Consider the following 19,559-nt stretch of genomic DNA (forward strand, 5'->3'; position numbering starts at 1 on the left):
GAAACAGGACAAAGCCCCATGTCTAAAATTTTTGATTTCGTAAAACCGGGTGTCATCACTGGTGATGACGTTCAGAAAGTATTCGCAATTGCTAAAGAGCATAACTTTGCTCTGCCGGCAGTAAACTGTGTCGGTACCGACTCCATCAACGCCGTACTGGAAACAGCAGCGAAGGTGCGTGCACCGGTTATCGTTCAGTTCTCTAACGGTGGCGCTGCGTTTATCGCCGGTAAAGGCATCAAGACTGACGTTCCACAAGGTGCTGCGATTCTGGGCGCAATCTCTGGCGCACACCACGTTCACCAGATGGCTGAACATTATGGCGTGCCAGTGATCCTGCATACTGACCACTGTGCGAAGAAACTGCTGCCATGGCTGGACGGCCTGCTGGACGCTGGTGAGAAACACTTCGCCGCAACCGGTAAGCCACTGTTCTCTTCACACATGATTGACCTGTCTGAAGAGTCACTGGAAGAAAACATCGAGATTTGCAGCAAATATCTGACTCGCATGGCGAAGATCGGTATGACGTTGGAAATCGAACTGGGTTGCACCGGTGGTGAAGAAGATGGTGTGGACAACAGCCACATGGACGCTTCTTCTCTGTATACTCAACCGCAAGACGTTGATTATGCATACGAAAAACTGAACGCTATCAGCCCACGTTTCACTATCGCTGCCTCTTTCGGTAACGTGCACGGTGTGTACAAGCCAGGTAACGTTAAACTGACCCCAACCATTCTGCGTGACTCTCAGGATTATGTTTCCAAGAAACATAACCTGCCGCACAATGCGCTGAACTTCGTATTCCACGGTGGTTCAGGTTCAACTGCGGCTGAAATCAAAGAAGCGGTCAGCTACGGTGTGGTTAAAATGAACATCGATACCGACACCCAATGGGCAACTTGGGAAGGTATTCTGACTTACTACAAAAAGAACGAAGGCTATCTGCAGGGCCAACTGGGTAACCCAGAAGGTGATGATAAGCCGAACAAGAAATACTACGATCCACGCGTATGGCTGCGTTCTGCCCAGACTTCCATGATTACCCGTCTGGAACTGGCATTCAAAGAGCTGAACGCTGTAGACGTTCTGTAATCTTTTCTCGTCAGTATTTAAGCTTCAAGGCCCCCACTGTGGGGGCCTTTTCTATTTGTGCATCACTATCCTCCGTTGCTGGTAGAGCAATGTTCAAAGCGGTCTCTAAGCTTTTTTCACTCAGCTTATGCGCGAATTATTTCGCTTTCAGATTTTAGCAATTGGCGGCTTAGGCAAATGTTGGTTACCCTTAGCCGTGGTTTCCTTACTGATTGCGTCTTATCAGTGTATTTTGCCCATTCCCCTTTTAGAGGGATTTAAAGTAGGACGTCGGAATGAAAGATCTCAACGTAGTGGATAGTATTAATGAAGCCAGCAGCTGGTTGATAAACCATCAGGATATGCTGATTCAATATGCGGTGAACGTTGTTGCTGCGATCGTTATTTTTATTATTGGTTCGATCATTGCGCGCGTTGCCAGCAATGCGCTTAGCCGCGTAATGAAACTGCGGGGCATTGACGCCACCGTAGCTGACTTCCTGGCGGCAATGGCGCGTTATGGCATTCTGGCATTCACCGTGATTGCCGTGCTTGGGCGAGTTGGGGTACAGACCACGTCGGTGATAGCTGTGTTGGGTGCTGCCGGTCTGGCCGTGGGGTTGGCGCTGCAAGGTTCGCTGTCCAACTTTGCAGCCGGGGTGCTGCTGGTGGCCTTCCGTCCGCTACGAGCTGGTGAGTATGTCGATCTTGGCGGCGTGGCAGGTACGGTCGATCAGGTGCAAATATTTTCAACCTCGCTGCGTACCGCAGATAACAAAACCATCGTGATCCCCAACGGTAAAATTATCTCCGGCAATATCATCAATTTCTCCCGTGAGCCGAACCGTCGTGTTGATATCGATGTTGGAGTGGCCTACGATGCCGATATCGACTTAGTGAAGAAAGTGCTGGGTGATGTGATCGCCGCTGACAGCCGCATTATGCACGACAACGGGGTAACCGTGCGCCTGAGGGAAATGGCTCCCTCCTCACTGATTTTCGTGACCCGCTCCTGGACCACTAATGCCGAATACTGGGACGTCTATTTTGATCTGATGGAAAACTTTAAACGTCAGTTGGACGCCCACAAGATTGGTATCCCTTACCCACAGATGGATGTGCATCTCCGCCACGTGGAAAAATCGGCTGAATAGCCTGAATAATCGTTCTGCGCCGGATACCAACCACTTTGGTATCCGGCACACTAAGTACTCCAACCGTTATTGGCCGTAATAGGCGTTCTTGCCGTGCTTACGCAGGTAATGCTTGTCGAGCAGTACTTGCTGCATACTACCGATCCCCGGCGTCAACTGCCGTGAAAAAATCCCCATATAGGCAATTTCCTCCAGTACCACTGCATTGTGAACTGCGCTATGGGCGTCTTTGCCCCAGGCAAACGGCCCGTGGGCGTTAACCAGTACCGCCGGAATATCGAGCGGGTTGATGTCACGTTGGCGGAAGGTTTCAATAATCACCCTGCCGGTATCCAATTCATAATCGTGTTCAATTTCGTCTGCGGTCATCAATCGGGTACAAGGGATGGCACCGTAAAAGTAGTCCGCATGGGTGGTTCCCCAGGCAGGAATATCCAGCCCAGCCTGTGCCCAAATGGTGGCATGGCGTGAATGGGTATGAACGATGCCACCTATGTCGGTAAACTCGCGGTACAGTGCAAGATGAGTGGCGGTGTCCGAAGAGGGTTTTTTATTGCCCTCAACCGTATGCCCTGCGGCAAGATCGACCACCACCATATCCACCACCGTCATGTGTTGATACTCCACACCGGAAGGTTTGATCACCACCAGCCCTCTTTCACGGTCGACGGCACTGACATTACCCCAGGTGAAAGTCACCAACTGGTGGCGAGGAAGATCAAGATTCGCTTCCAGCACCTGTTGCTTGAGTTGTGGCAGAGTCAGCATGTCATTCCCCCTTGCTGCATTTTCTGTTCGATCCAACGGCGCGCCTGCACAATTTCGGCTACCGGTTCGTCAGCTTTCTCGGTCCACATTTCAATCAGGAATGCCCCGCGATAGTTAAGCTGTTTCAGCGTGCGGAACAGGGCAACGAAATCGACGCAACCTTCGCCAAAAGGAACATCGCGGAACTGGCCGGGAGAACTAGCGGTAACCGGTAGCGTGTCTTTTAGGTGGATTGCCGCGATGCGATCAATGCCAAGCCGAAGTTCCTGAGCAACATCGTTCCCCCAGGCGCTGAGGTTGCCAACGTCGGGATAGACTGTGAACCATGGCGAAGCCAGGCAAGCATCCCAAGCTTTCCATTTACTGATCGAGTTCATAAACGCGGTATCCATGATCTCGACGGCCAGCATGACCTGCGCGGCGGCGGCTCGCTCTACTGCCCAATGCATACCTTCTGTAAAGCGGGCGAGGGTGCTTTCATCCTGTTGCTCGTAATAAACGTCATAACCTGCGAGTTGAATAGTGCGGATGCCAACGTCTTTTGCCAACTGAATGGCCTGTTCCATGATGGTGTAAGCTTGCTGCCGCGTAGCCTCATCATGGCTGCCGAACGGGAAGCGACGATGCGCGGAAAGACACATCGAAGGTATGGTAATGCCGGTTTCCAGCGTGGCACTGACCAACGAAAGACGCTGCTCTTTGCTCCAACTCAGGCGTGACAGGCGCTCATCGCTTTCATCTACCGACATTTCGACAAAATCAAAGCCGCACGCCTTTGCCAGTGCCAACCTTTCTGGCCAAGTCAGCTGTTTTGGCAGCGCTTTTTCATAAATTCCCAGTGGATGCTGGCGCATATCAAGACCTCCAGATTTCATTGATGGCGGAGTGAAACTGTCGTGCAGCAGCAACCGGGTCGGCAGCTTCTGCCAAGGCACGTCCAGCAATAAACGCCGTAACGGCAATCTGTTTGAACAGCGGCAAATCGGGCGGGGTGATACCACCGGTGATTGAAAGCTCAATACCCAGATCCGAAAGCGCCTTCATGGTGTCCAGATCCTGTTGGCCCCACGTTTGCCCGCTGGCTTGCGCATCGCGTCCCCGATGATAAATAGCCTGCTTGATCCCCAGAGCACGCCACGCTTTGGCATCCTCCAGCGTCCAGCGGCCAAACAGTTCGATCTGGATCTCTCCCTGATAGCGTTCCGCAACCTCCAACGCGGCGGCCATGGTGGCCAGAGGGGCAGCACAAATCACGGTCATCCAGTTGGCACCTTGTGAAAAGGCTTGCTCGGCCAGAGTAGTGCCAGCATCGGCAACTTTCAGATCGGCGACCAGCGTATGTTGAGGGCAACGTTCACGCAGAGTGCCAACCGCCTGGATCCCGGCGCTGATGCATAAAATGGTTCCGGCCTCGATAATATCGACATGCGGATGCAGGCGTTCAACCGTGAGCAAAGCAGCGTCCAGCCGTGTGTGATCGAGCGCCAGTTGCAGGCGTGGCTTGGTGGTCATAAAGTCTCCTTGAAATCGGTGTTCTGCAATGTCTGTAGGGTTGTGACCAGCGCCAGATAGCGTTGGTATTTTTGCTGGTAAGCCTCGCGTGCCGAGGCATCCGGCTGTACGGTTTCGATGCGTGGTGCCAGAGCCTGCTGGGCCGTAGTAAAGTCACTGAACGCGCCGGTACCGACCATGGCGGCCATCGCTGCCCCCAGACAGCCGGTTTCTTCCACCTGTGGCAACTCCACCGGCAGTCCACTGACGTCTGCAAACATTTGCATCCAGGGCGCAGATTTGGCGGGGCCCCCGGTAAGGCGCAACGCCGAGGTATGCGGAAAACGTTGGCGCATGCGGTTCAGATGGGCCATATGGCAAAACACCACGCCCTCAAAAATGGCCTGAATCAGGTGTTCGCGCTGGTGGAAAGCCTGCATGCCGTAGAAACTGGCACTCAATCCCAACCCGGCGTTGGAGCCATACAGGAAGGGGGTGAACAACAGTTGGCTGCCCGCTTTAGGCAGAGCCGCTACACAGTGGTTAAGCGCGGCGTAGTCGTGTATTCCCCATTGCTGGCAGAACCACTCCAGATTGGCTGCTGAGGTTGGGCTGGCCTCGTGAACAATGTATTTTCCCGCTTCGGCATAACGGCCATAAACAAACGGATAATCGAAGCCGGGCTCTATCGCCTGGGTGATCCCGCTGGTCACCGACCAGGTTCCCATCACCGCGTTCAGCCGGGTTTCATCCTGTAACCCAGCGCAGAGTGCGGTAGACACCACGTCGAACAACCCGCCGACTACCGGGGTACCCGGTTGTAAACCGGTTGCCGCCGCAGCTGTGGCATTGATCCGCCCGGCGATCTCCGCTGAACCTACGATGGGTGGCAGGGCGGGTATGATTTCGCCAATACCGAGTAGCCGTGCCAGCGCGGGGTCATAAGTACCGCACTCCATCTGATACAGATTGGATTCAGAAATGTTGGTCTCTTCGCAGGCCAGTTCACCGGTCAGGCAGTAGCGCAGGTAATCGTGCGCCATCAATACGCTGCCAATCTGTTGATAACGTTCAGGCTGATGCTGCTTAACCCAACGCAACAGTGAAACCGGGTGGCCGGTCCACAATGTCTGACGGGTCTGCTGATACAAGTCCTGCGGGATACCGGCTTTTTGCCATGCCTGTACCAGAGCCAGCGCCCGTTGGTCAGAGGAGAGAATGGCATTTCCGAGCGGTTGGCCCTGTTTATCCAGTAGGAAAAGCCCTTTTCCCTGCGCAGAAATGCCCACCCCCTGTATGCTCTGTGCTGCGACACCACAATGGTTGAGCACTTCGCGGATCACGCTGGCGGCGGTTTGCCACAAGGTTGGCATATCCCGTTCAGCCCAACCGGGGTGGGGCGAAGCGATAGCCAGATTCTTGCGGGCAATCCCTAGCTCTTTACCTTCAGCGTTATAGATGCCAGCTTTGATAAAGGTGCCGCCGCAATCCAGTCCTAACCAGTATTTCATTAATGACTCCTCGCGCTTTGGTCACATTTGTTCGGCAACATCAGCGCCAGCACTGAAGCAATCGCTAACGAAACAGCCAGGCTGTAGCCCCCGGCGTTAAACAGCTTGGGTGGAATGGTCCAGAACACGCCCGCAGCGGCTTGAATAAAGACACCGCAGCTGACCAATGCGGTATAGGGCCACCAGATGTGTTCTTTAAGCAGCACCGAAAGCGCCATGCAGATAGCAAAGCAGGCCAGTGGCAGAGAAACGAAGATTTTGCATTTGCCAGTACGATCAGAAAGGGTGGAAATGATCCCCAACTCCTCATCCATTCCACCGGGCATGGCAAACGCGATTTTAACGTGGGCCATGTAAGATATAATGCAGGCAATAAGAATAGGAGGAACTATTCTTAGCCAGCGTAACTTAGGGATGGCTTGGCTATGGCTAATAGAAACAGAGGCTGTATTCATGTTATATATACCTTCAGGTAATATGAGTGCTGCGAAATTAATTCGCATTTTTACTTTCGGTAATCGGTTTTATATATTTCAAATGACATCAATGGTATGAATTGAATTTTTAATGTCTCTATGTGGAGTATTTTTATTATTGTCTTTAAGATATTAGCGCGGAAAAATAACCAGGGTTAGCCCTGGTTTCTTCCTCAAGCACCTTCGCTCTTCAAGATACAAACTTACAGCTTACGTTGCCTGTTCTCTACAGCTTGGAAAAAAATAGGTATATAATCTTTATTCAGCCATAACGGAGAATAGCTCCACTGGGATCTTGACTACCACCTTCCTAATATTGCATGGGTATTGATTAATACAGCCGGGGCGATGAACATCCTGCGGGAAAAATACCGCAAAATTACCAGGGTGCATGGTTAACCAGGATTCATTATCAACGTCTTGATAGAAAATAATGTCGCGTTGCGCTAATAATTCCTGATGAATAATATTATTACCGCTATCAATGGCAACACCAATAAGTTCGGTGCCACTAACCAGAAATTGCACATCGATATTTTTACGGTGAACTTCAGGCCGCAATTCATCTTTAGTCTGGGTATGTAAATCCAGTACCTGGACGATATAACCGGTTTGATCATCTTCATAGCGCCCGGAGGGGAGGGCAGAGAAGTCGGTTTTCTGTAGATAGGCCACGGCTTTGGCAATCGCCGGGGGATAGTGCGCTGCTGTCGTATGGGCAATATGGCCGAAGATCATCAAATTCTCCTAGAGGGCTTGAATGCGTGCCCAGACTCGGTCGTCCACTGGAATGCCATCGCGCTGGTTTTCGGCACGGATACTAGGGAACTTGTGGCCCGGTAAACGGATCGCCACTTCGGGGTTATCGCGTTCGGCGCTGGTAATGTAGTCCATAATGCGCTGCAGTTTTTCATCACGCGTTTTGCCGTCGATCAACCGCTCAATCTCGATGGCGATAAACACTTGCGAAATACCATACTCATCGCGGTTATCTTCGGTAACCTCTGCCACCGAAGAGCCACCTGAAAGCAGGGTGGCGATCATATCCAGTACCACTGAAAGCGCAGAACCCTTCCAATAACCCATTGGCAGAATACGCCGGTTTTCTTCAATCGTTGCCGGATCGCGCGTTGGGTTGCCTTCATTGTCAAAACCGCCATCCACCGGCAGCGTTTTACCTGCCAGGCGATTGAGCTCCAGTGCGCCGTAAGAGAACATCGACATCGACATATCCACCATGGTGATGGGATTGCCCGGTACGGCGACGATCAGCGGATTGGTACCAATCCGGCACTCTTTGGCACCCCAGGGAGGCATCACGGCGATAGAGTTGGTCCAGCAAATCCCAATGTAGCCTTTCTCGGCCGCCTGCCAGCCGTAGCCGCCACCGCGCATCCAGTGATTGGCATTCCGCAGTGCCACCAAACCAATACCATGTTGATCTGCCAACTGCATGGAACGATCCATCATTTTTCGTGCGGTCAGGTTACCGATCCCCTGATGAGCATCCCATTGTTCTATCGCGCCCAAAGACAACAGTTTGCTCGGTTCGGCATCAGGGATAATGTCACCGGCTTCCAATTGCTGAATAAAGCGGGGGAACCGGTTCACACCGTGGGAATAGACACCGCTTTCGGTCGTGTCCGCAAACATGGTCGCACACTCTTCTGCCGTCTGCTCCGCTACGCCCCGCGCTAGTAGTACGCGCTTGAATTGCTGTTTCAGCTCTGTGTAACTCACTCTCATGCAACTTCTCCATTACGGTGCTTTACATACTTTGTGTTCTATATATTTCAATATGCGAAATTGAGTTTCATTTAATGCTATACCTGCCAAGATGAGAAGTCAAAGCGGGATAGAATTAAGATTTTTCATAAAAACATTGAGTTACATTAAATTCGTGGTTTTGTGATCGGTACCACGTTTAGCATTATTTGCTTATTACAGGCGTAACAAAGCAAGGTGAGGTGTGCTCACCTTGCTAACGAATTATCCGCGAGTATTCAGGACGATCCGGTACAGCGATGTCGTGGCGGTAATATACAGTTCATTGCCATCCGGTCCGCCGAAGGTACAGTTGGACACCCGCTCGGGTACTGGTATTTTGCCAGTTTGCTCCCCCATAGGATTAAAAATAATCACGCCATCGGCACTGCTGCAAAACAGATTACCGGCGGCATCCACGCAGAAACCATCAGGGAAACCCGGCAAAACAGGTGCAAAATGCCTGCCATTCTCCAGTGCCTGACCGGCAACCGAATAAACCCTTAGCTCGCTGCGCCCGTGGGTAGGGAAATCGACGATCGACATATCGGACACGTACAGCAAGCGTTCATCCGGTGAAAAAGCCAGTCCGTTTGGCCGTTGTAGATCGCTGGCTGCAATGTTCAACGCGCCATTATGAGGATTGAAGCAATAGAGATAGCAGCCGATCACCTGGCTTTCTGATTTATATCCCTCTTCATCACCGACGATGCCGTAAGGAGGATCGGTAAACCAAAGAGTGCCATCTGAGCGCATAACAACATCGTTCGGTGAGTTGAAACGCTTTCCATCAACTCTATCGATCAGCACTGTAATACTCCCGTCGTGTTCGGTGCGGCTAATGCCACGCCGCCCATGTTCACAACTGATGACTCTTCCTTCGGCATCGCGTGTATTGCCGTTGGCATAGTGAGAAGCAGAACGCCATAGACTGAGCTCGCCATTGCGTGCCCAGCGGAACATACGGTTGCCTTTCACATCGCTGAACACCACCGCATCTTGCTGCGGTAACCATACCGGGCCTTCGGCCCAGATGGCGGGGGAGCATAAACGTTCCAGTTGCTGTTCCATCATGGTGTCTACTCCCTTGTTACTTCACGCCCCAGATAGCTTTGTAGTGGCCCTGATAATCATTTTGCGGGTCGTACATGTTGTTGGGGCCGCCGTCGTGGGCGATATTTTCACGGGTAACCAAATGTGCTGGGGTGACATAACCTGAAGGCGGTTGTTTGGCAAAGGCGCGGTTGAACTCATCCAGCAGTTGCCAGCCGTGCAGTTTCAGTGGCTCTGGCACCGTGGCAGACTGGCTGTCGCCGGAGCGGATACGTTGATAGGCAGAAATGGAGCCGTCACCGGCTGAAATGTTGTACGGGGCGTTCTGGCCCCCCTTACCGGCAGTTTTCAGCGCGGGAGCCATGAAATCGAAATAGAGATCGTTGATCGCCAGTGCGTACTGGAATTTGTCGCCATATTTCTGCAACAGGCTAAAGGTCATGGCTGGCATACGGTTAGAGGTGTCTGCCAGCGGAGTGTCGATAAACTCTATGACCTTGCAGCCGCTGCATTTGCCAATTTCTTCTTTCATCACATTGGCCTTGTCCAAGGCGATTTGATAAAGCGAATCGGTAAAGATCAGCACATTGGCCTGCCCGCCCGACTTCACCACGGCATATTGTGCAGCGATGCGGGCGACTTCGTTGGAGTCGGAAGTGACGTTATAGAACACATTGTATTTCGCTATCGGGCCCGGCTCTGGCACGGCGTGCCAGGCTGCCAGTATGATGCCTTGCTCAATGGCTTTCTTCAGTGGGATCTTGGCGACGTTAGGGTTCCAGCCACCGATGACGATACCGTCAGGTTTCTGAGCAATAGCCTGATTGAGGGATGACAACTGGTCCTTCACTGAACCACCACCATCCAGCGTATCCAACTGCCAACCGGTCGCTTTGGCCGCTTCGCTGAGCCCCTGCTGCACGCCTTGGACACCACCATTTTTCATATCGGAGGCTATGAAGATAATTTTTTTGTTCGGTTGCAACTGTGGGCCAGTGGTAGGTCCATCCCATTGGGTGTTGCTGGTCGTTGCTTTAGCGATGGCCGCCGTTGCCTGGTCGAGATAGCTATCCGCCCAGGCAGGCGTTGTGGCTAAAAGCAGAGAGGTGATCCCTGGCAAAATCCAAATTTTTTTCATAGGGTTATGCTCCTGATTAAGGATTGATCGCTTTTTGGTTATTGTTTTCGGCGGATGCCGCCTGACTGCGTTGTACCGCTTTTTGATTGAGTAACCGGCGGCGTTGCGCATAGCCTGCCAGCGTAATGGAAAGCAGCAGCGTGGCGCCGTTGAACAGAGGTTCGACCCAGAATTCACCGCCAAACTGCTGAATACCTGCAATACCGATCGCCAGAATGGCAATGCCGACCACGGTACCCCAGACATTCACCCGTCCGGGGCGGATGGTGGTACTGCCGAGGAAAGCCCCCACCAGCGCAGGTAACAGATAGTCCATGCCGACGCTGGCCTGGCCCACGCCTTGTTCCGCTGCGATCAGCACGCCGCTGAAGCCGGTGAGCACGCTGGAGGCAATAAAAGCGCCAATGGTGAAACGATTGACGGAGATCCCATTCAGCCGAGCAGCCGCAGGATTACCGCCCACGGCATACATGCAACGGCCTAGCGGGGTATGCTCGGTGATAAGCCACAGGATAATCGCCACGATTAACACGTAGAACGCCACGATGGGTATCCCGGCAATATCCGTGTGATGCAGGGCGATAAATGCTTCGGGCAGGTCGCCGACGATCTGCCGCCCACCGGAGTGCCATAGCGCCACTGCATACAGCACGGTGCCGGAACCCAGCGTAGCGACAAAACTGTCAATGTCCGCCAGCGCGACCAGAATGCCGTTAAGCAGGCCATACAGGGCGGAAATAATCAGCACCGCCAGCACAGCCATTTGCCAGGAGAACCCGTACTCGACCTGCAGGGTGATCGCCAGAATGTGCCAAAGCACAATACCGAAACCGACGTTAAGGTCGATCTTGCCGACGATCATCGGAATAGTGGCGGCCAGCGCCAGTAAGGCAATTTTTGCCTTGCTGGAGAGGATCGCCTGCAGTGTCAGCATGGAGGCGAATGACGGCGTGGCCAGGGAAAAGAGGATCACCAGCGCTATACAAAGTAGTAGCAGACCATAGCGGGTGAAGATTTGCATTAGCCACGGACCAGCGCCATCCTGAGACAGACTGACGCGCTGCTCCAACGCCGTTGACTTGACGGATGTTTTATTCGACATGATATTCCTCCACAACGGCTTTCGCAGTGCTGGCAGACGCCAGCTCCAACAAATTAGCGAACGAGACCTGCTGGTTTCTGAGCTCGCCGACGACTTTCCCTCGGTTGAACACCAGAGCACGGTTACAGATATGGGCGATTTCCTCGAAGTCATTGGAGATCACCAATACCGCCACGCCATCGGCCAGGGATTTATTTAACAAGTGATAGATTTCTGCCCGGGCCCCCACATCGACACCGGCGGTAGGATCTTCCAGGATTAGCAATGGCGCCCCGAGGTGCATCCAGCGAGCCATCACTACTTTTTGCTGGTTCCCCCCAGACAGCGCACTGATGTCGATATTGACGTCCTTGGGGCGCACATCGAACAGTTTAACTTTCCACCAACTGGCGGCGACTTCGGCGCCGCGGCTGTAGCGTGAGAACAGGCGGTGGCCGCTGGCACAAGGGTTGATAAACAGGTTTTCACGTACGCTCATCGACATCACCAGGCTTTCACCGGTACGGTCACCGGCAACCAGTGAGACACCGCTAGCCATCGCCTGCTGCGGGTTACTGGCGGTATAGGGCAGATCGCGGAACTGGATTTCCCCACCGTCACGCTCACGCAGGCCGAACAGCAGGCGACCAATCTCCTCCTGCCCAGCACCACGCAAACCGGCCAGGGCTAACATCTCACCCGGCTGCAGGCTGAAACTGACCGGCCCGATATCGCCAACGGTGACGTTTTTCAACTGCAACACTGGCGGTTGCTGTTGCGGTAACGGTTCACGTTGATCGTCAGCCATCGCTTCTCCAACAATCATTTGCACCAGATCGCGCAGTGAATAATCTGCGGTATTCCCCCCGGCGACATAGCGCCCGTCACGCATTACGCAAACTCTGTCGGCAATTTCGATCACCTCATCCAAACGATGGGTAACGTAAATCATGCCGACCTTTTTGGCCCGTAACCGGTTGATAACCTCAAACAGGTGGCGCACATCGTTGGCGGGCAGGGAGGCGGTGGGTTCATCAAGTACCAGAAGTTGAGCATTTACCGCCACGGCTCTGGCGATAGCCAACAACGACTTCTCGGTGCGGGAAAGCTCAAATACGCGGGCATCGGGATCCAGTGCAATTCCAACCTCCTGCATTGCCGCTAGCGCACGGCGGCGAATGGCACTCCAATCAATCAACCCGAAACGGCGGGGAAAACCCATCACTAGCGCCATGTTCTCTGCCACCGTCATCCATTCAATCAGCCCTAGATCCTGATGGATAAAGGCAATCGGTTGGCGGCTGTCACTCTTTATCGCCGCTGCCGAGGCAATGCTGGTACCTTGAAAGTTGATATCGCCGCCGTCACGGGGATAAACACCGGCCAGCACTTTGATCAAGGTGGACTTACCCGCACCGTTTTCCCCCAATAGCGCCAGTACTTCACCGGGCATCACCTGCAGGCTGACATCGTTGACTGCAATGTTGCCACCAAATCGCTTCACGATATGGCTGAGTGTGAGAATGGGTTGATCCGCATTGTCTTGAATCATGTGATGCGCCCCTGTTGCTATTCGCACAATTTGCGAATTGGTGTTTAAGTGAACTTATAATTTCAATATGCGAAATTGAATTTCAAAAATGATATGACGAACGAGGATTTAAAGCAAAGCTGAAAATCTTTTAGTTGTTGTTAATAAACAATAGGTTAATTTTAATTTTGCGAATTTGTGACACATAACTCACTTCAGAGGTTGCCAGAATGTTGCTCATTCTAACCCTATTATCGTCAATCAAGTGGTGTTCCAACTTCACCTGATGCGACCCTTGGGGTAACATTCCCCTGATGAGGCCGTTTTTCACGCTGCGGTAATGGCTGGCGGCTCTGTACTGGAGATATTGCGCTATGAGCCTGAAAGCCGTTGAAGATAAAGATGATAAGAAGGACAAACCGCTAGGCAGCCAGAGCCTGTTTCGAGGTTTGCAGTTGATTGAAATATTGAGTAATTTTCCGAACGGTTGCCCGCTGGCACATCTTTCTGAACTGGCAGAGATGAACAAAAGCACGGTGCACCGCCTGCTTCAGGGGTTACACACCAGCGGTTATGTTACGCAGGCCCCTTCACCCGGTAGCTATCGCCTGACCACCAAGTTTATTTCTATTGGTCAGAAGGCGCTTTCTTCACTGAATATTATCCACGTAGCAGCCCCGCATCTGGAAAAACTGAACCTGGAAGTGGGGGAAACGGTCAATTTTTCAAGCCGCGAAGATGACCACGTAATCCTGATCTACAAGCTGGAGCCCACCACGGGTATGATGCGTACCCGCGCTTATATCGGCCAGCATATGCCGCTGTATTGCTCGGCGATGGGCAAGATATTCATGGCTTATGGCAAAAGCGATTACCCTGATCGCTACTGGCAAACCCATCAGCATGAGATCCAGCCTCTGACGCACAACACCATCACCAAACTGCCGAAAATGTATGAAGAGCTGGCCGATATCCGCCAGCAGGGAGTGGCGATGGATCGTGAGGAAAATGAACTTGGCGTTTCCTGCATAGCGGCTCCGGTGTTCGATATTCAACAGCGCGTGCCTTATGCCGTTTCGGTTTCGTTGCCGACAGCCAAACTACAGCAGGTTGGGGTGGATACGTTAATGGCACCGTTGCTGGCGACGGCGCAGGGTATTTCCCAGGAGTTAGGATTTGTCACCCACGATTGATTATCAGTATTTCTAATGTGCAATTAGAAATATCAATTTCCCCTAATAATACTATCTTCGTATGATGCGCGTGTTGAACAGCACGCGCCTCTTCCGGCGCCTTTATTCGAAGGGAACATCATGTTAGCCGTCTATTTACAGGGCTTTGCCTTGAGCGCCGCAATGATCCTGCCGCTTGGGCCACAAAACGTATTTGTGATGAATCAGGGGATCCACCGCCAATATCATTTGATGACAGCCTCACTGTGCGCATTGAGTGACATTATTCTGATTTGTATTGGTATTTTTGGTGGCAGCGCCCTGCTTGGCAGTTCTGCACTGTTGCTAGCGCTGGTAACCTGGGGCGGTGTGGCTTTCTTGCTGTGGTATGGCTGGGGTGCTTTTCGTACCGCCTTTAGTCAGCATCTGGCAGTGGTTGCGGCGCAAGAGATGAGGAAAAGCCGCTGGCGTATTATTGTCACCATGCTGGCGGTGACCTGGCTGAACCCACACGTTTATCTCGATACTGTAGTGATACTTGGCAGCCTGGGGGGGCAGTTTGCACCAGAAATCCGTTCATGGTTTGCCCTTGGGGCGGTCAGCGCTTCAATTATCTGGTTCTTTGCTCTGGCGTTGCTGGCTTCGTGGTTGGCCCCTTGGCTGAAAACCCCAATGGCACAACGGATCATCAACGTCCTGGTTGGGGCTGTTATGTGGACAATTGCGCTGAAATTGGCCTGGCACGGTGCCAACCTATGAAAATTTGTCACTAATCTGAATTTAAAGCGCTGCCTGATGTGCTAGCTTCGTAGGCTGTACAACCAGTCACTCAAGGAGATACCGTGAAACTAAACGCATTGGCCCTGGCCGCTATGATTGGATTAGGGACGTTACCCTTGACGCTGCAGGCGGCAGAATTACCCGCAGGGCCACACGTGGTGACTTCCGGCACGGCGAGCGTGGATGCCACTCCGGATATGGCCCGGTTAACGATCGAAGTTAGCGTTGCCTCGAAAGATGCCGCGCAGGCGAAAAAGCAGGTTGATGAGCGCGTGGCGCAATATGTCGATTTCCTGCAAAAAAATGGCATTGAGAAGAAAGATATCAGTGCGGCAAACCTGCGTACTCAGCCAGAATATGATTACCTGAAAACCGGTGAGTCAGTGCTTAAGGGCTATCGTGCCGTACGCCAGGTTCAGGTGACATTGCGTCAGTTGAATAAACTCAATGAGCTGCTGGATGGGGCGTTGAAATCGGGTCTGAATGAGATCCGTGCGGTGGAGTTGGGCGTGGCGGAGCCAGAAATTTATCGCGAGCAGGCACGCCAGAAAGCGATTGAAAATGCTACTCAGCAAGCTGCCTCATTGGCAAAAGGCTTTAAGGCCAAGCTTGGGCCGGTATATAGCATCCGGTATCAGGCCGCCAATCCGCCGCCAATGCCCGTCGCCCGGATGTTTAAAGTGGCTTCTGCTGCGCCGGAAGCGGACGCGGCTCAGACTTACGAACAGCAAAGCATTCACTTCGACGATCAGGTGGATGTGGTGTTTGAACTGCAACCCAACGCAGCGCCGTAGTCGGTGTCATATATGGGCGCATGAAGGTGCGCCCACATTTAAACTCAATCTTGCCTTAACACCTGATGCCCATGTGACAGCAGCGCATCGGTAACCTTGCGCATCATGCGGCTCTCTGGAGCAAACCGGTGCCAGAACAGCATACGCCGTTGGAACAGGCCGGGAGTCAGGTCGACCAACTCCCCCGATGCGAGCTCTTTCTCGATTTGCAGATGCGGGATCATACAGCAGGTGGTGCCTTGCCGTGCCAACTGCACAAACGCCTCTGACGAGTTAACGATATGGCAGGGGACGCTGCCAGGGGAAAGATCAAAGTTTTGTTGCAGAAACGCCTGGTGCATATCATCGAGATGATCGAAGGCTACAGCCGGGGCTTTTAGCAACGCTGAGCGGGTAACACCGTTGGGAAAATAACGCTCTGCAAAGGGTTTTGAGGCGACGAAAAGATAGTCCAGCGCGCCGAGTTTATCGACCAGGCAACTTGGCAGCGGTTGAGGCTGGATACTCACTGCCCCTACAACTTCGCCGCGACGCAGACGCTCCTGAGTACGGGTTTCATCTTCAACCTGCAGATTCAGGCGGATCGGGGAGTCGACCAGAACCGGTTTTAGCGCCGGTAGCAGCCAGGTTGCCAGGCTGTCGGCGTTGACCGCCAGCGACAGCAGCAGCGGCGTATCAATGCCATTGTCATTCCCTAACCACTCTTCCTCAAGCAATTCCACCTGATGCAACAAGGCCAGCAGTTTCTGGCCCTGCTCGGTAGGGCGCGGCGGCACGGTGCGAACCAGCAACGGCTGGCCGAACAGGTTTTCCAACTGTTTGATGCGTTGGGATACTGCCGATTGGGTGATACAAAGTTTCTGTGCCGCGCGCTCAAAGCCTCGCTCACGGATCACCGCGTCCAGCGCTTGCAGCGTTCTATAGTCTGGGCGTTTCATCGCAGAGATATCCCTATTAGATAATTTGATTCAGGCAATATGCCATATTTTTGCCGTTTCCCGGTTGAAAAATCACGCCATGATGACAGCGGCTGCTTACCGGTATTCTGCCTAGGTTGTCGTCTTACCATAACCTGAAATCTTTGCGGGAAGGTGAGAAATGTGCTTCAGCTTGAACAAGCGAGTTTTAGTCTAAGGTGCAAACGATAATTTACCCTATAATACGGGCACGTTTTCGTACAAAGGCAATGAACATATCATGACTCAGGATGAACTGAAAAAAGCGGTAGGCTGGGCTGCATTGGATTACGTGAAACCAGGCACTATCGTTGGGGTAGGTACCGGTTCTACCGCCGCGCACTTTATCGACGCACTGGCTTCGATCAAACACCAGATCGAAGGAGCGGTATCAAGCTCAGATGCCTCGACGGCCAAGCTGAAAAGCCTGGGGATCCACGTTTTTGATAGCAATGAAGTGGATTCATTGGATATCTACGTGGATGGCGCTGACGAGATCAACGGCCATATGCAAATGATCAAAGGTGGTGGCGCAGCCCTGACTCGCGAAAAAGTCATCGCGGCGATTGCTCGCCAGTTTATCTGCATTGTTGATTCAACCAAGCAGGTTGATGTTCTGGGCAAATTCCCACTGCCGGTGGAAGTGATCCCAATGGCTCGTTCCTATGTGGCGCGTGAATTGGTTAAGCTGGGTGGTTTGCCTGAGTATCGCCAGAACGTGCTGACCGACAATGGCAACGTGATCCTGGATGTGTTCAATCTGAACATTCTTGATGCGGTTGCATTGGAAAACCAGATTAACGGGATTGCCGGTGTGGTTACCGTTGGCCTATTTGCCAACCGTGGTGCGGACGTTGCGCTGGTCGGAACGCCAGACGGCGTTAAAGTGGTTAAGTAAGCGCTGTACTCTAAATAATTCGAGTTGCATGTAGTCGGTCTCAGCCAACACCCATGCAGCTTGAAGTATGATGAGTATAAACCTGACAGAAAATATCTCTGCCCCGCCAGCAGGTGGAAAATATGTCTTGTCTGATGCCCGATAAGACGTATACCCAAGAGGGGCAGCATGTTTAAGCTCTGGGCGTTTGGCTTTTTGGTTTAAAGCATCTTTTCTTAAAACCATCTATTTTGGTGACATATGTCACATATTGTTAATTACCTCCATTAAGCTCCTGCTGAACTCCTTCCCAATAGTATTTTCCACCAGAAACGACCGGTAACGCTGAGCCTTGTGCTGAAAGGCAAGCAATCGTTTGTATTGCCGGGCGCGTTATTTTTGTTATGTTGGACAACGTGCTGTCGATTTCGCGCTTAGGTTAACCATGCCGCAATGCGAAAGGTAATTGGGATAACAGCCACTTCTGAAGTCTGAATATAGGGTCGGGTAAATGGCAAAAGTATCTTTGGAGAAAGACAGGATTAAGTTCCTGTTGGTTGAAGGGGTTCATCAGAGCACGGTAGATAACCTGCGCGCTGCCGGATATACCAATATTGAATATCATAAAGGTGCGTTAGACACCGAATCGCTAAAGGCATCCATCCGTGATGCACACTTCGTCGGCCTACGTTCGCGTACGCATCTGTCCGAAGAGGTTTTTGCTGCCGCAGAGAAGTTAGTGGCAGTGGGGTGTTTCTGTATCGGCACCAACCAGGTTGATTTGAAAGCAGCAACCAAACGCGGCATCCCTGTGTTTAATGCCCCGTTCTCCAATACCCGATCCGTTGCTGAAATGGTGCTGGGTGAACTGCTGCTGATGCTGCGTGGTATCCCAATGGCTAACGCCAAGGCGCACCGTGGCCAGTGGCAGAAACTGGCTGTGGGCTCCTACGAAGCACGCGGCAAGAAACTGGGGATCATCGGTTACGGCCATATCGGTACTCAGCTCGGTATCCTGGCCGAAGGCCTGGGTATGAAAGTGTTCTTCTATGATATCGAGAACAAGCTGCCATTGGGGAACGCGCAACAGGTACGCCACTTGTCTGACCTGCTCAATATGAGCGATGTTGTCACACTGCACGTGCCGGAAACGCCATCGACCAAAAATATGATCGGTGCGGAAGAACTGGCACTGATGAAACCGGGAGCGATTCTGATCAATGCTTCGCGTGGTACCGTGGTGGATATCCCTGCTCTGTGTGACGCTCTGGCCAGCAATCATGTGGCCGGTGCGGCTATCGACGTCTTCCCTGAAGAACCGGCAACCAATAGCGATCCATTCGAATCTCCGCTGTGTGAATTCGACAACGTGCTGTTGACGCCGCATATCGGTGGCTCAACTGAGGAAGCGCAGGAGAATATCGGTGATGAAGTGGCTGGGAAACTGGCCAAGTACTCCGATAACGGTTCTACGCTTTCTGCGGTCAACTTCCCGGAAGTATCGCTGCCTGCGCATGGCCCAAACTCCAGCCGTCTGCTGCACATTCATGAAAACCGTCCAGGTATTCTGACGCAGATTAACCAGATTTTCGCTGAAGAAGGGGTAAACATTGCCGCCCAGTATCTGCAGACCAGCTCAGAAATTGGCTATGTGGTGATCGACATCGAAGCGGAAACCGATCGTGCAGAAGTTGCATTGCAACGTATGAAAGCGATTGAAGGCACTATCCGCGCACGCTTGTTACTCTGATTTCTCACGTACGGAAAACCCAAGGCCGGAGCAATCCGGCCTTAAACTATCTGCAACCGACGCCCTTCGCCTAGTTAAATAAACCAACCTATTGCTCATCCACGCCTGGGCATGCACCAATGTTGCACCGGAATGGACAAGTGTCTACACTGGGGTGAGACAAATGAGAAAGTCAGAGGAAAAGGA

Annotated in this window: 19 protein-coding genes; 7 read left to right on the top strand and 12 right to left on the bottom strand. The window is 52.4% G+C overall.

Annotated elements, in window-relative coordinates; all coding sequences use genetic code 11:
• The first annotated feature begins 18 nt into the window (after positions 1-18).
• Together fbaA and mscS are read left to right on the top strand one after the other, a co-directional pair.
• A complete protein-coding gene (gene fbaA, locus SAQUA_RS05310; protein WP_380674068.1) occupies positions 19-1,098 on the top strand; it encodes a class II fructose-bisphosphate aldolase in 1,080 nt (359 codons plus the stop codon).
• 275 nt (positions 1,099-1,373) lie between these two features.
• Positions 1,374-2,231, top strand: coding sequence for a small-conductance mechanosensitive channel MscS (gene mscS, locus SAQUA_RS05315; protein ID WP_380674067.1), 858 nt, complete (start codon positions 1,374-1,376; stop codon positions 2,229-2,231).
• Positions 2,232-2,297: 66 nt separating this feature from the next.
• Here the strand turns inward: mscS and araD are convergent, their stop codons facing one another.
• From araD to SAQUA_RS05370, 11 genes are all read right to left on the bottom strand, one after another.
• Positions 2,298-2,999, bottom strand: a complete 702-nt coding sequence (araD, locus tag SAQUA_RS05320) for an L-ribulose-5-phosphate 4-epimerase (RefSeq protein ID WP_380674066.1) — start codon at positions 2,997-2,999, stop codon at positions 2,298-2,300.
• Positions 2,993-3,853, bottom strand: coding sequence for an L-ribulose-5-phosphate 3-epimerase (locus SAQUA_RS05325; RefSeq protein ID WP_380674065.1), 861 nt, complete (start codon positions 3,851-3,853; stop codon positions 2,993-2,995). Before SAQUA_RS05325 ends, araD begins: the two co-directional genes overlap by 7 nt.
• Before the next feature lies 1 nt (position 3,854).
• The gene (gene ulaD / locus SAQUA_RS05330) at positions 3,855-4,511 is read right to left on the bottom strand and encodes a 3-keto-L-gulonate-6-phosphate decarboxylase UlaD (RefSeq protein ID WP_380674064.1); all 657 of its coding nucleotides are present in this window, start codon (positions 4,509-4,511) and stop codon (positions 3,855-3,857) included.
• On the bottom strand, positions 4,508-6,001 hold the full coding sequence (locus SAQUA_RS05335; RefSeq protein WP_380674063.1) for an FGGY-family carbohydrate kinase: 1,494 nt from the start codon (positions 5,999-6,001) through the stop codon (positions 4,508-4,510). Before SAQUA_RS05335 ends, ulaD begins: the two co-directional genes overlap by 4 nt.
• The gene (locus SAQUA_RS05340) at positions 6,001-6,456 is read right to left on the bottom strand and encodes a hypothetical protein (RefSeq protein ID WP_380674062.1); all 456 of its coding nucleotides are present in this window, start codon (positions 6,454-6,456) and stop codon (positions 6,001-6,003) included. Before SAQUA_RS05340 ends, SAQUA_RS05335 begins: the two co-directional genes overlap by 1 nt.
• Positions 6,457-6,735: 279 nt before the next feature.
• Complete coding sequence (locus SAQUA_RS05345; RefSeq protein WP_380674061.1) at positions 6,736-7,215, bottom strand: YhcH/YjgK/YiaL family protein; 480 nt, start codon at positions 7,213-7,215, stop codon at positions 6,736-6,738.
• Positions 7,216-7,224: 9 nt separating this feature from the next.
• The gene (gene yiaK, locus SAQUA_RS05350) at positions 7,225-8,223 is read right to left on the bottom strand and encodes a 3-dehydro-L-gulonate 2-dehydrogenase (RefSeq protein WP_380674060.1); all 999 of its coding nucleotides are present in this window, start codon (positions 8,221-8,223) and stop codon (positions 7,225-7,227) included.
• 243 nt (positions 8,224-8,466) lie between these two features.
• Positions 8,467-9,312, bottom strand: coding sequence for an SMP-30/gluconolactonase/LRE family protein (locus SAQUA_RS05355; protein WP_380674192.1), 846 nt, complete (start codon positions 9,310-9,312; stop codon positions 8,467-8,469).
• Between the two features lie 19 nt (positions 9,313-9,331).
• Positions 9,332-10,432: a substrate-binding domain-containing protein gene (locus SAQUA_RS05360; RefSeq protein ID WP_380674059.1), complete on the bottom strand. Its 1,101-nt coding sequence runs from the start codon at positions 10,430-10,432 to the stop codon at positions 9,332-9,334.
• Positions 10,433-10,448: 16 nt separating this feature from the next.
• Positions 10,449-11,534: an ABC transporter permease gene (locus tag SAQUA_RS05365; protein WP_380674058.1), complete on the bottom strand. Its 1,086-nt coding sequence runs from the start codon at positions 11,532-11,534 to the stop codon at positions 10,449-10,451.
• Complete coding sequence (locus tag SAQUA_RS05370) at positions 11,524-13,065, bottom strand: sugar ABC transporter ATP-binding protein (RefSeq protein ID WP_380674057.1); 1,542 nt, start codon at positions 13,063-13,065, stop codon at positions 11,524-11,526. The genes SAQUA_RS05365 and SAQUA_RS05370 overlap by 11 nt, the downstream gene beginning before the upstream one ends.
• Before the next feature lie 353 nt (positions 13,066-13,418).
• Between SAQUA_RS05370 and SAQUA_RS05375 the strand changes: the two genes are divergently transcribed.
• The 3 genes from SAQUA_RS05375 (at position 13,419) to SAQUA_RS05385 (ending at position 15,790) form a co-directional block, all read left to right on the top strand.
• Positions 13,419-14,237 carry an IclR family transcriptional regulator gene (locus SAQUA_RS05375; protein ID WP_380674056.1) on the top strand — a complete coding sequence of 273 codons (819 nt, stop codon included), beginning with the start codon at positions 13,419-13,421 and terminating at the stop codon, positions 14,235-14,237.
• Positions 14,238-14,357: 120 nt separating this feature from the next.
• Positions 14,358-14,975: an arginine exporter ArgO gene (gene argO, locus SAQUA_RS05380; RefSeq protein WP_380674055.1), complete on the top strand. Its 618-nt coding sequence runs from the start codon at positions 14,358-14,360 to the stop codon at positions 14,973-14,975.
• 83 nt (positions 14,976-15,058) lie between these two features.
• Positions 15,059-15,790, top strand: a complete 732-nt coding sequence (locus SAQUA_RS05385; RefSeq protein ID WP_380674054.1) for an oxidative stress defense protein — start codon at positions 15,059-15,061, stop codon at positions 15,788-15,790.
• Positions 15,791-15,834: 44 nt separating this feature from the next.
• Here SAQUA_RS05385 and SAQUA_RS05390 read toward each other — a convergent pair whose 3' ends face one another.
• A complete protein-coding gene (locus tag SAQUA_RS05390; RefSeq protein WP_380674053.1) occupies positions 15,835-16,728 on the bottom strand; it encodes a LysR family transcriptional regulator ArgP in 894 nt (297 codons plus the stop codon).
• A gap of 259 nt (positions 16,729-16,987) precedes the next feature.
• On the opposite strand from SAQUA_RS05390, the gene rpiA reads away from it, so the two are divergent.
• Together rpiA and serA are read left to right on the top strand one after the other, a co-directional pair.
• Positions 16,988-17,644: a ribose-5-phosphate isomerase RpiA gene (rpiA, locus tag SAQUA_RS05395; RefSeq protein WP_380674052.1), complete on the top strand. Its 657-nt coding sequence runs from the start codon at positions 16,988-16,990 to the stop codon at positions 17,642-17,644.
• Positions 17,645-18,134: 490 nt separating this feature from the next.
• The gene (gene serA / locus SAQUA_RS05400; protein ID WP_380674051.1) at positions 18,135-19,373 is read left to right on the top strand and encodes a phosphoglycerate dehydrogenase; all 1,239 of its coding nucleotides are present in this window, start codon (positions 18,135-18,137) and stop codon (positions 19,371-19,373) included.
• Positions 19,374-19,559 lie beyond the last annotated feature (186 nt).

Origin of the sequence: Serratia aquatilis (assembly GCF_044865145.1) — a bacterium.
GTDB lineage: Bacteria > Pseudomonadota > Gammaproteobacteria > Enterobacterales > Enterobacteriaceae > Chania > Chania aquatilis.

Coding starts and splice junctions, on each gene's coding strand:
- fbaA (WP_380674068.1), top strand. CDS start 19: ATGTCTAAAATTTTTGATTTCGTAAAACCGGGTGTCATCACTGGTGAT.
- mscS (WP_380674067.1), top strand. CDS start 1,374: ATGAAAGATCTCAACGTAGTGGATAGTATTAATGAAGCCAGCAGCTGG.
- araD (WP_380674066.1), bottom strand. CDS start 2,999: ATGCTGACTCTGCCACAACTCAAGCAACAGGTGCTGGAAGCGAATCTT.
- SAQUA_RS05325 (WP_380674065.1), bottom strand. CDS start 3,853: ATGCGCCAGCATCCACTGGGAATTTATGAAAAAGCGCTGCCAAAACAG.
- ulaD (WP_380674064.1), bottom strand. CDS start 4,511: ATGACCACCAAGCCACGCCTGCAACTGGCGCTCGATCACACACGGCTG.
- SAQUA_RS05335 (WP_380674063.1), bottom strand. CDS start 6,001: ATGAAATACTGGTTAGGACTGGATTGCGGCGGCACCTTTATCAAAGCT.
- SAQUA_RS05340 (WP_380674062.1), bottom strand. CDS start 6,456: ATGAATACAGCCTCTGTTTCTATTAGCCATAGCCAAGCCATCCCTAAG.
- SAQUA_RS05345 (WP_380674061.1), bottom strand. CDS start 7,215: ATGATCTTCGGCCATATTGCCCATACGACAGCAGCGCACTATCCCCCG.
- yiaK (WP_380674060.1), bottom strand. CDS start 8,223: ATGAGAGTGAGTTACACAGAGCTGAAACAGCAATTCAAGCGCGTACTA.
- SAQUA_RS05355 (WP_380674192.1), bottom strand. CDS start 9,312: ATGGAACAGCAACTGGAACGTTTATGCTCCCCCGCCATCTGGGCCGAA.
- SAQUA_RS05360 (WP_380674059.1), bottom strand. CDS start 10,432: ATGAAAAAAATTTGGATTTTGCCAGGGATCACCTCTCTGCTTTTAGCC.
- SAQUA_RS05365 (WP_380674058.1), bottom strand. CDS start 11,534: ATGTCGAATAAAACATCCGTCAAGTCAACGGCGTTGGAGCAGCGCGTC.
- SAQUA_RS05370 (WP_380674057.1), bottom strand. CDS start 13,065: ATGATTCAAGACAATGCGGATCAACCCATTCTCACACTCAGCCATATC.
- SAQUA_RS05375 (WP_380674056.1), top strand. CDS start 13,419: ATGAGCCTGAAAGCCGTTGAAGATAAAGATGATAAGAAGGACAAACCG.
- argO (WP_380674055.1), top strand. CDS start 14,358: ATGTTAGCCGTCTATTTACAGGGCTTTGCCTTGAGCGCCGCAATGATC.
- SAQUA_RS05390 (WP_380674053.1), bottom strand. CDS start 16,728: ATGAAACGCCCAGACTATAGAACGCTGCAAGCGCTGGACGCGGTGATC.
- rpiA (WP_380674052.1), top strand. CDS start 16,988: ATGACTCAGGATGAACTGAAAAAAGCGGTAGGCTGGGCTGCATTGGAT.
- serA (WP_380674051.1), top strand. CDS start 18,135: ATGGCAAAAGTATCTTTGGAGAAAGACAGGATTAAGTTCCTGTTGGTT.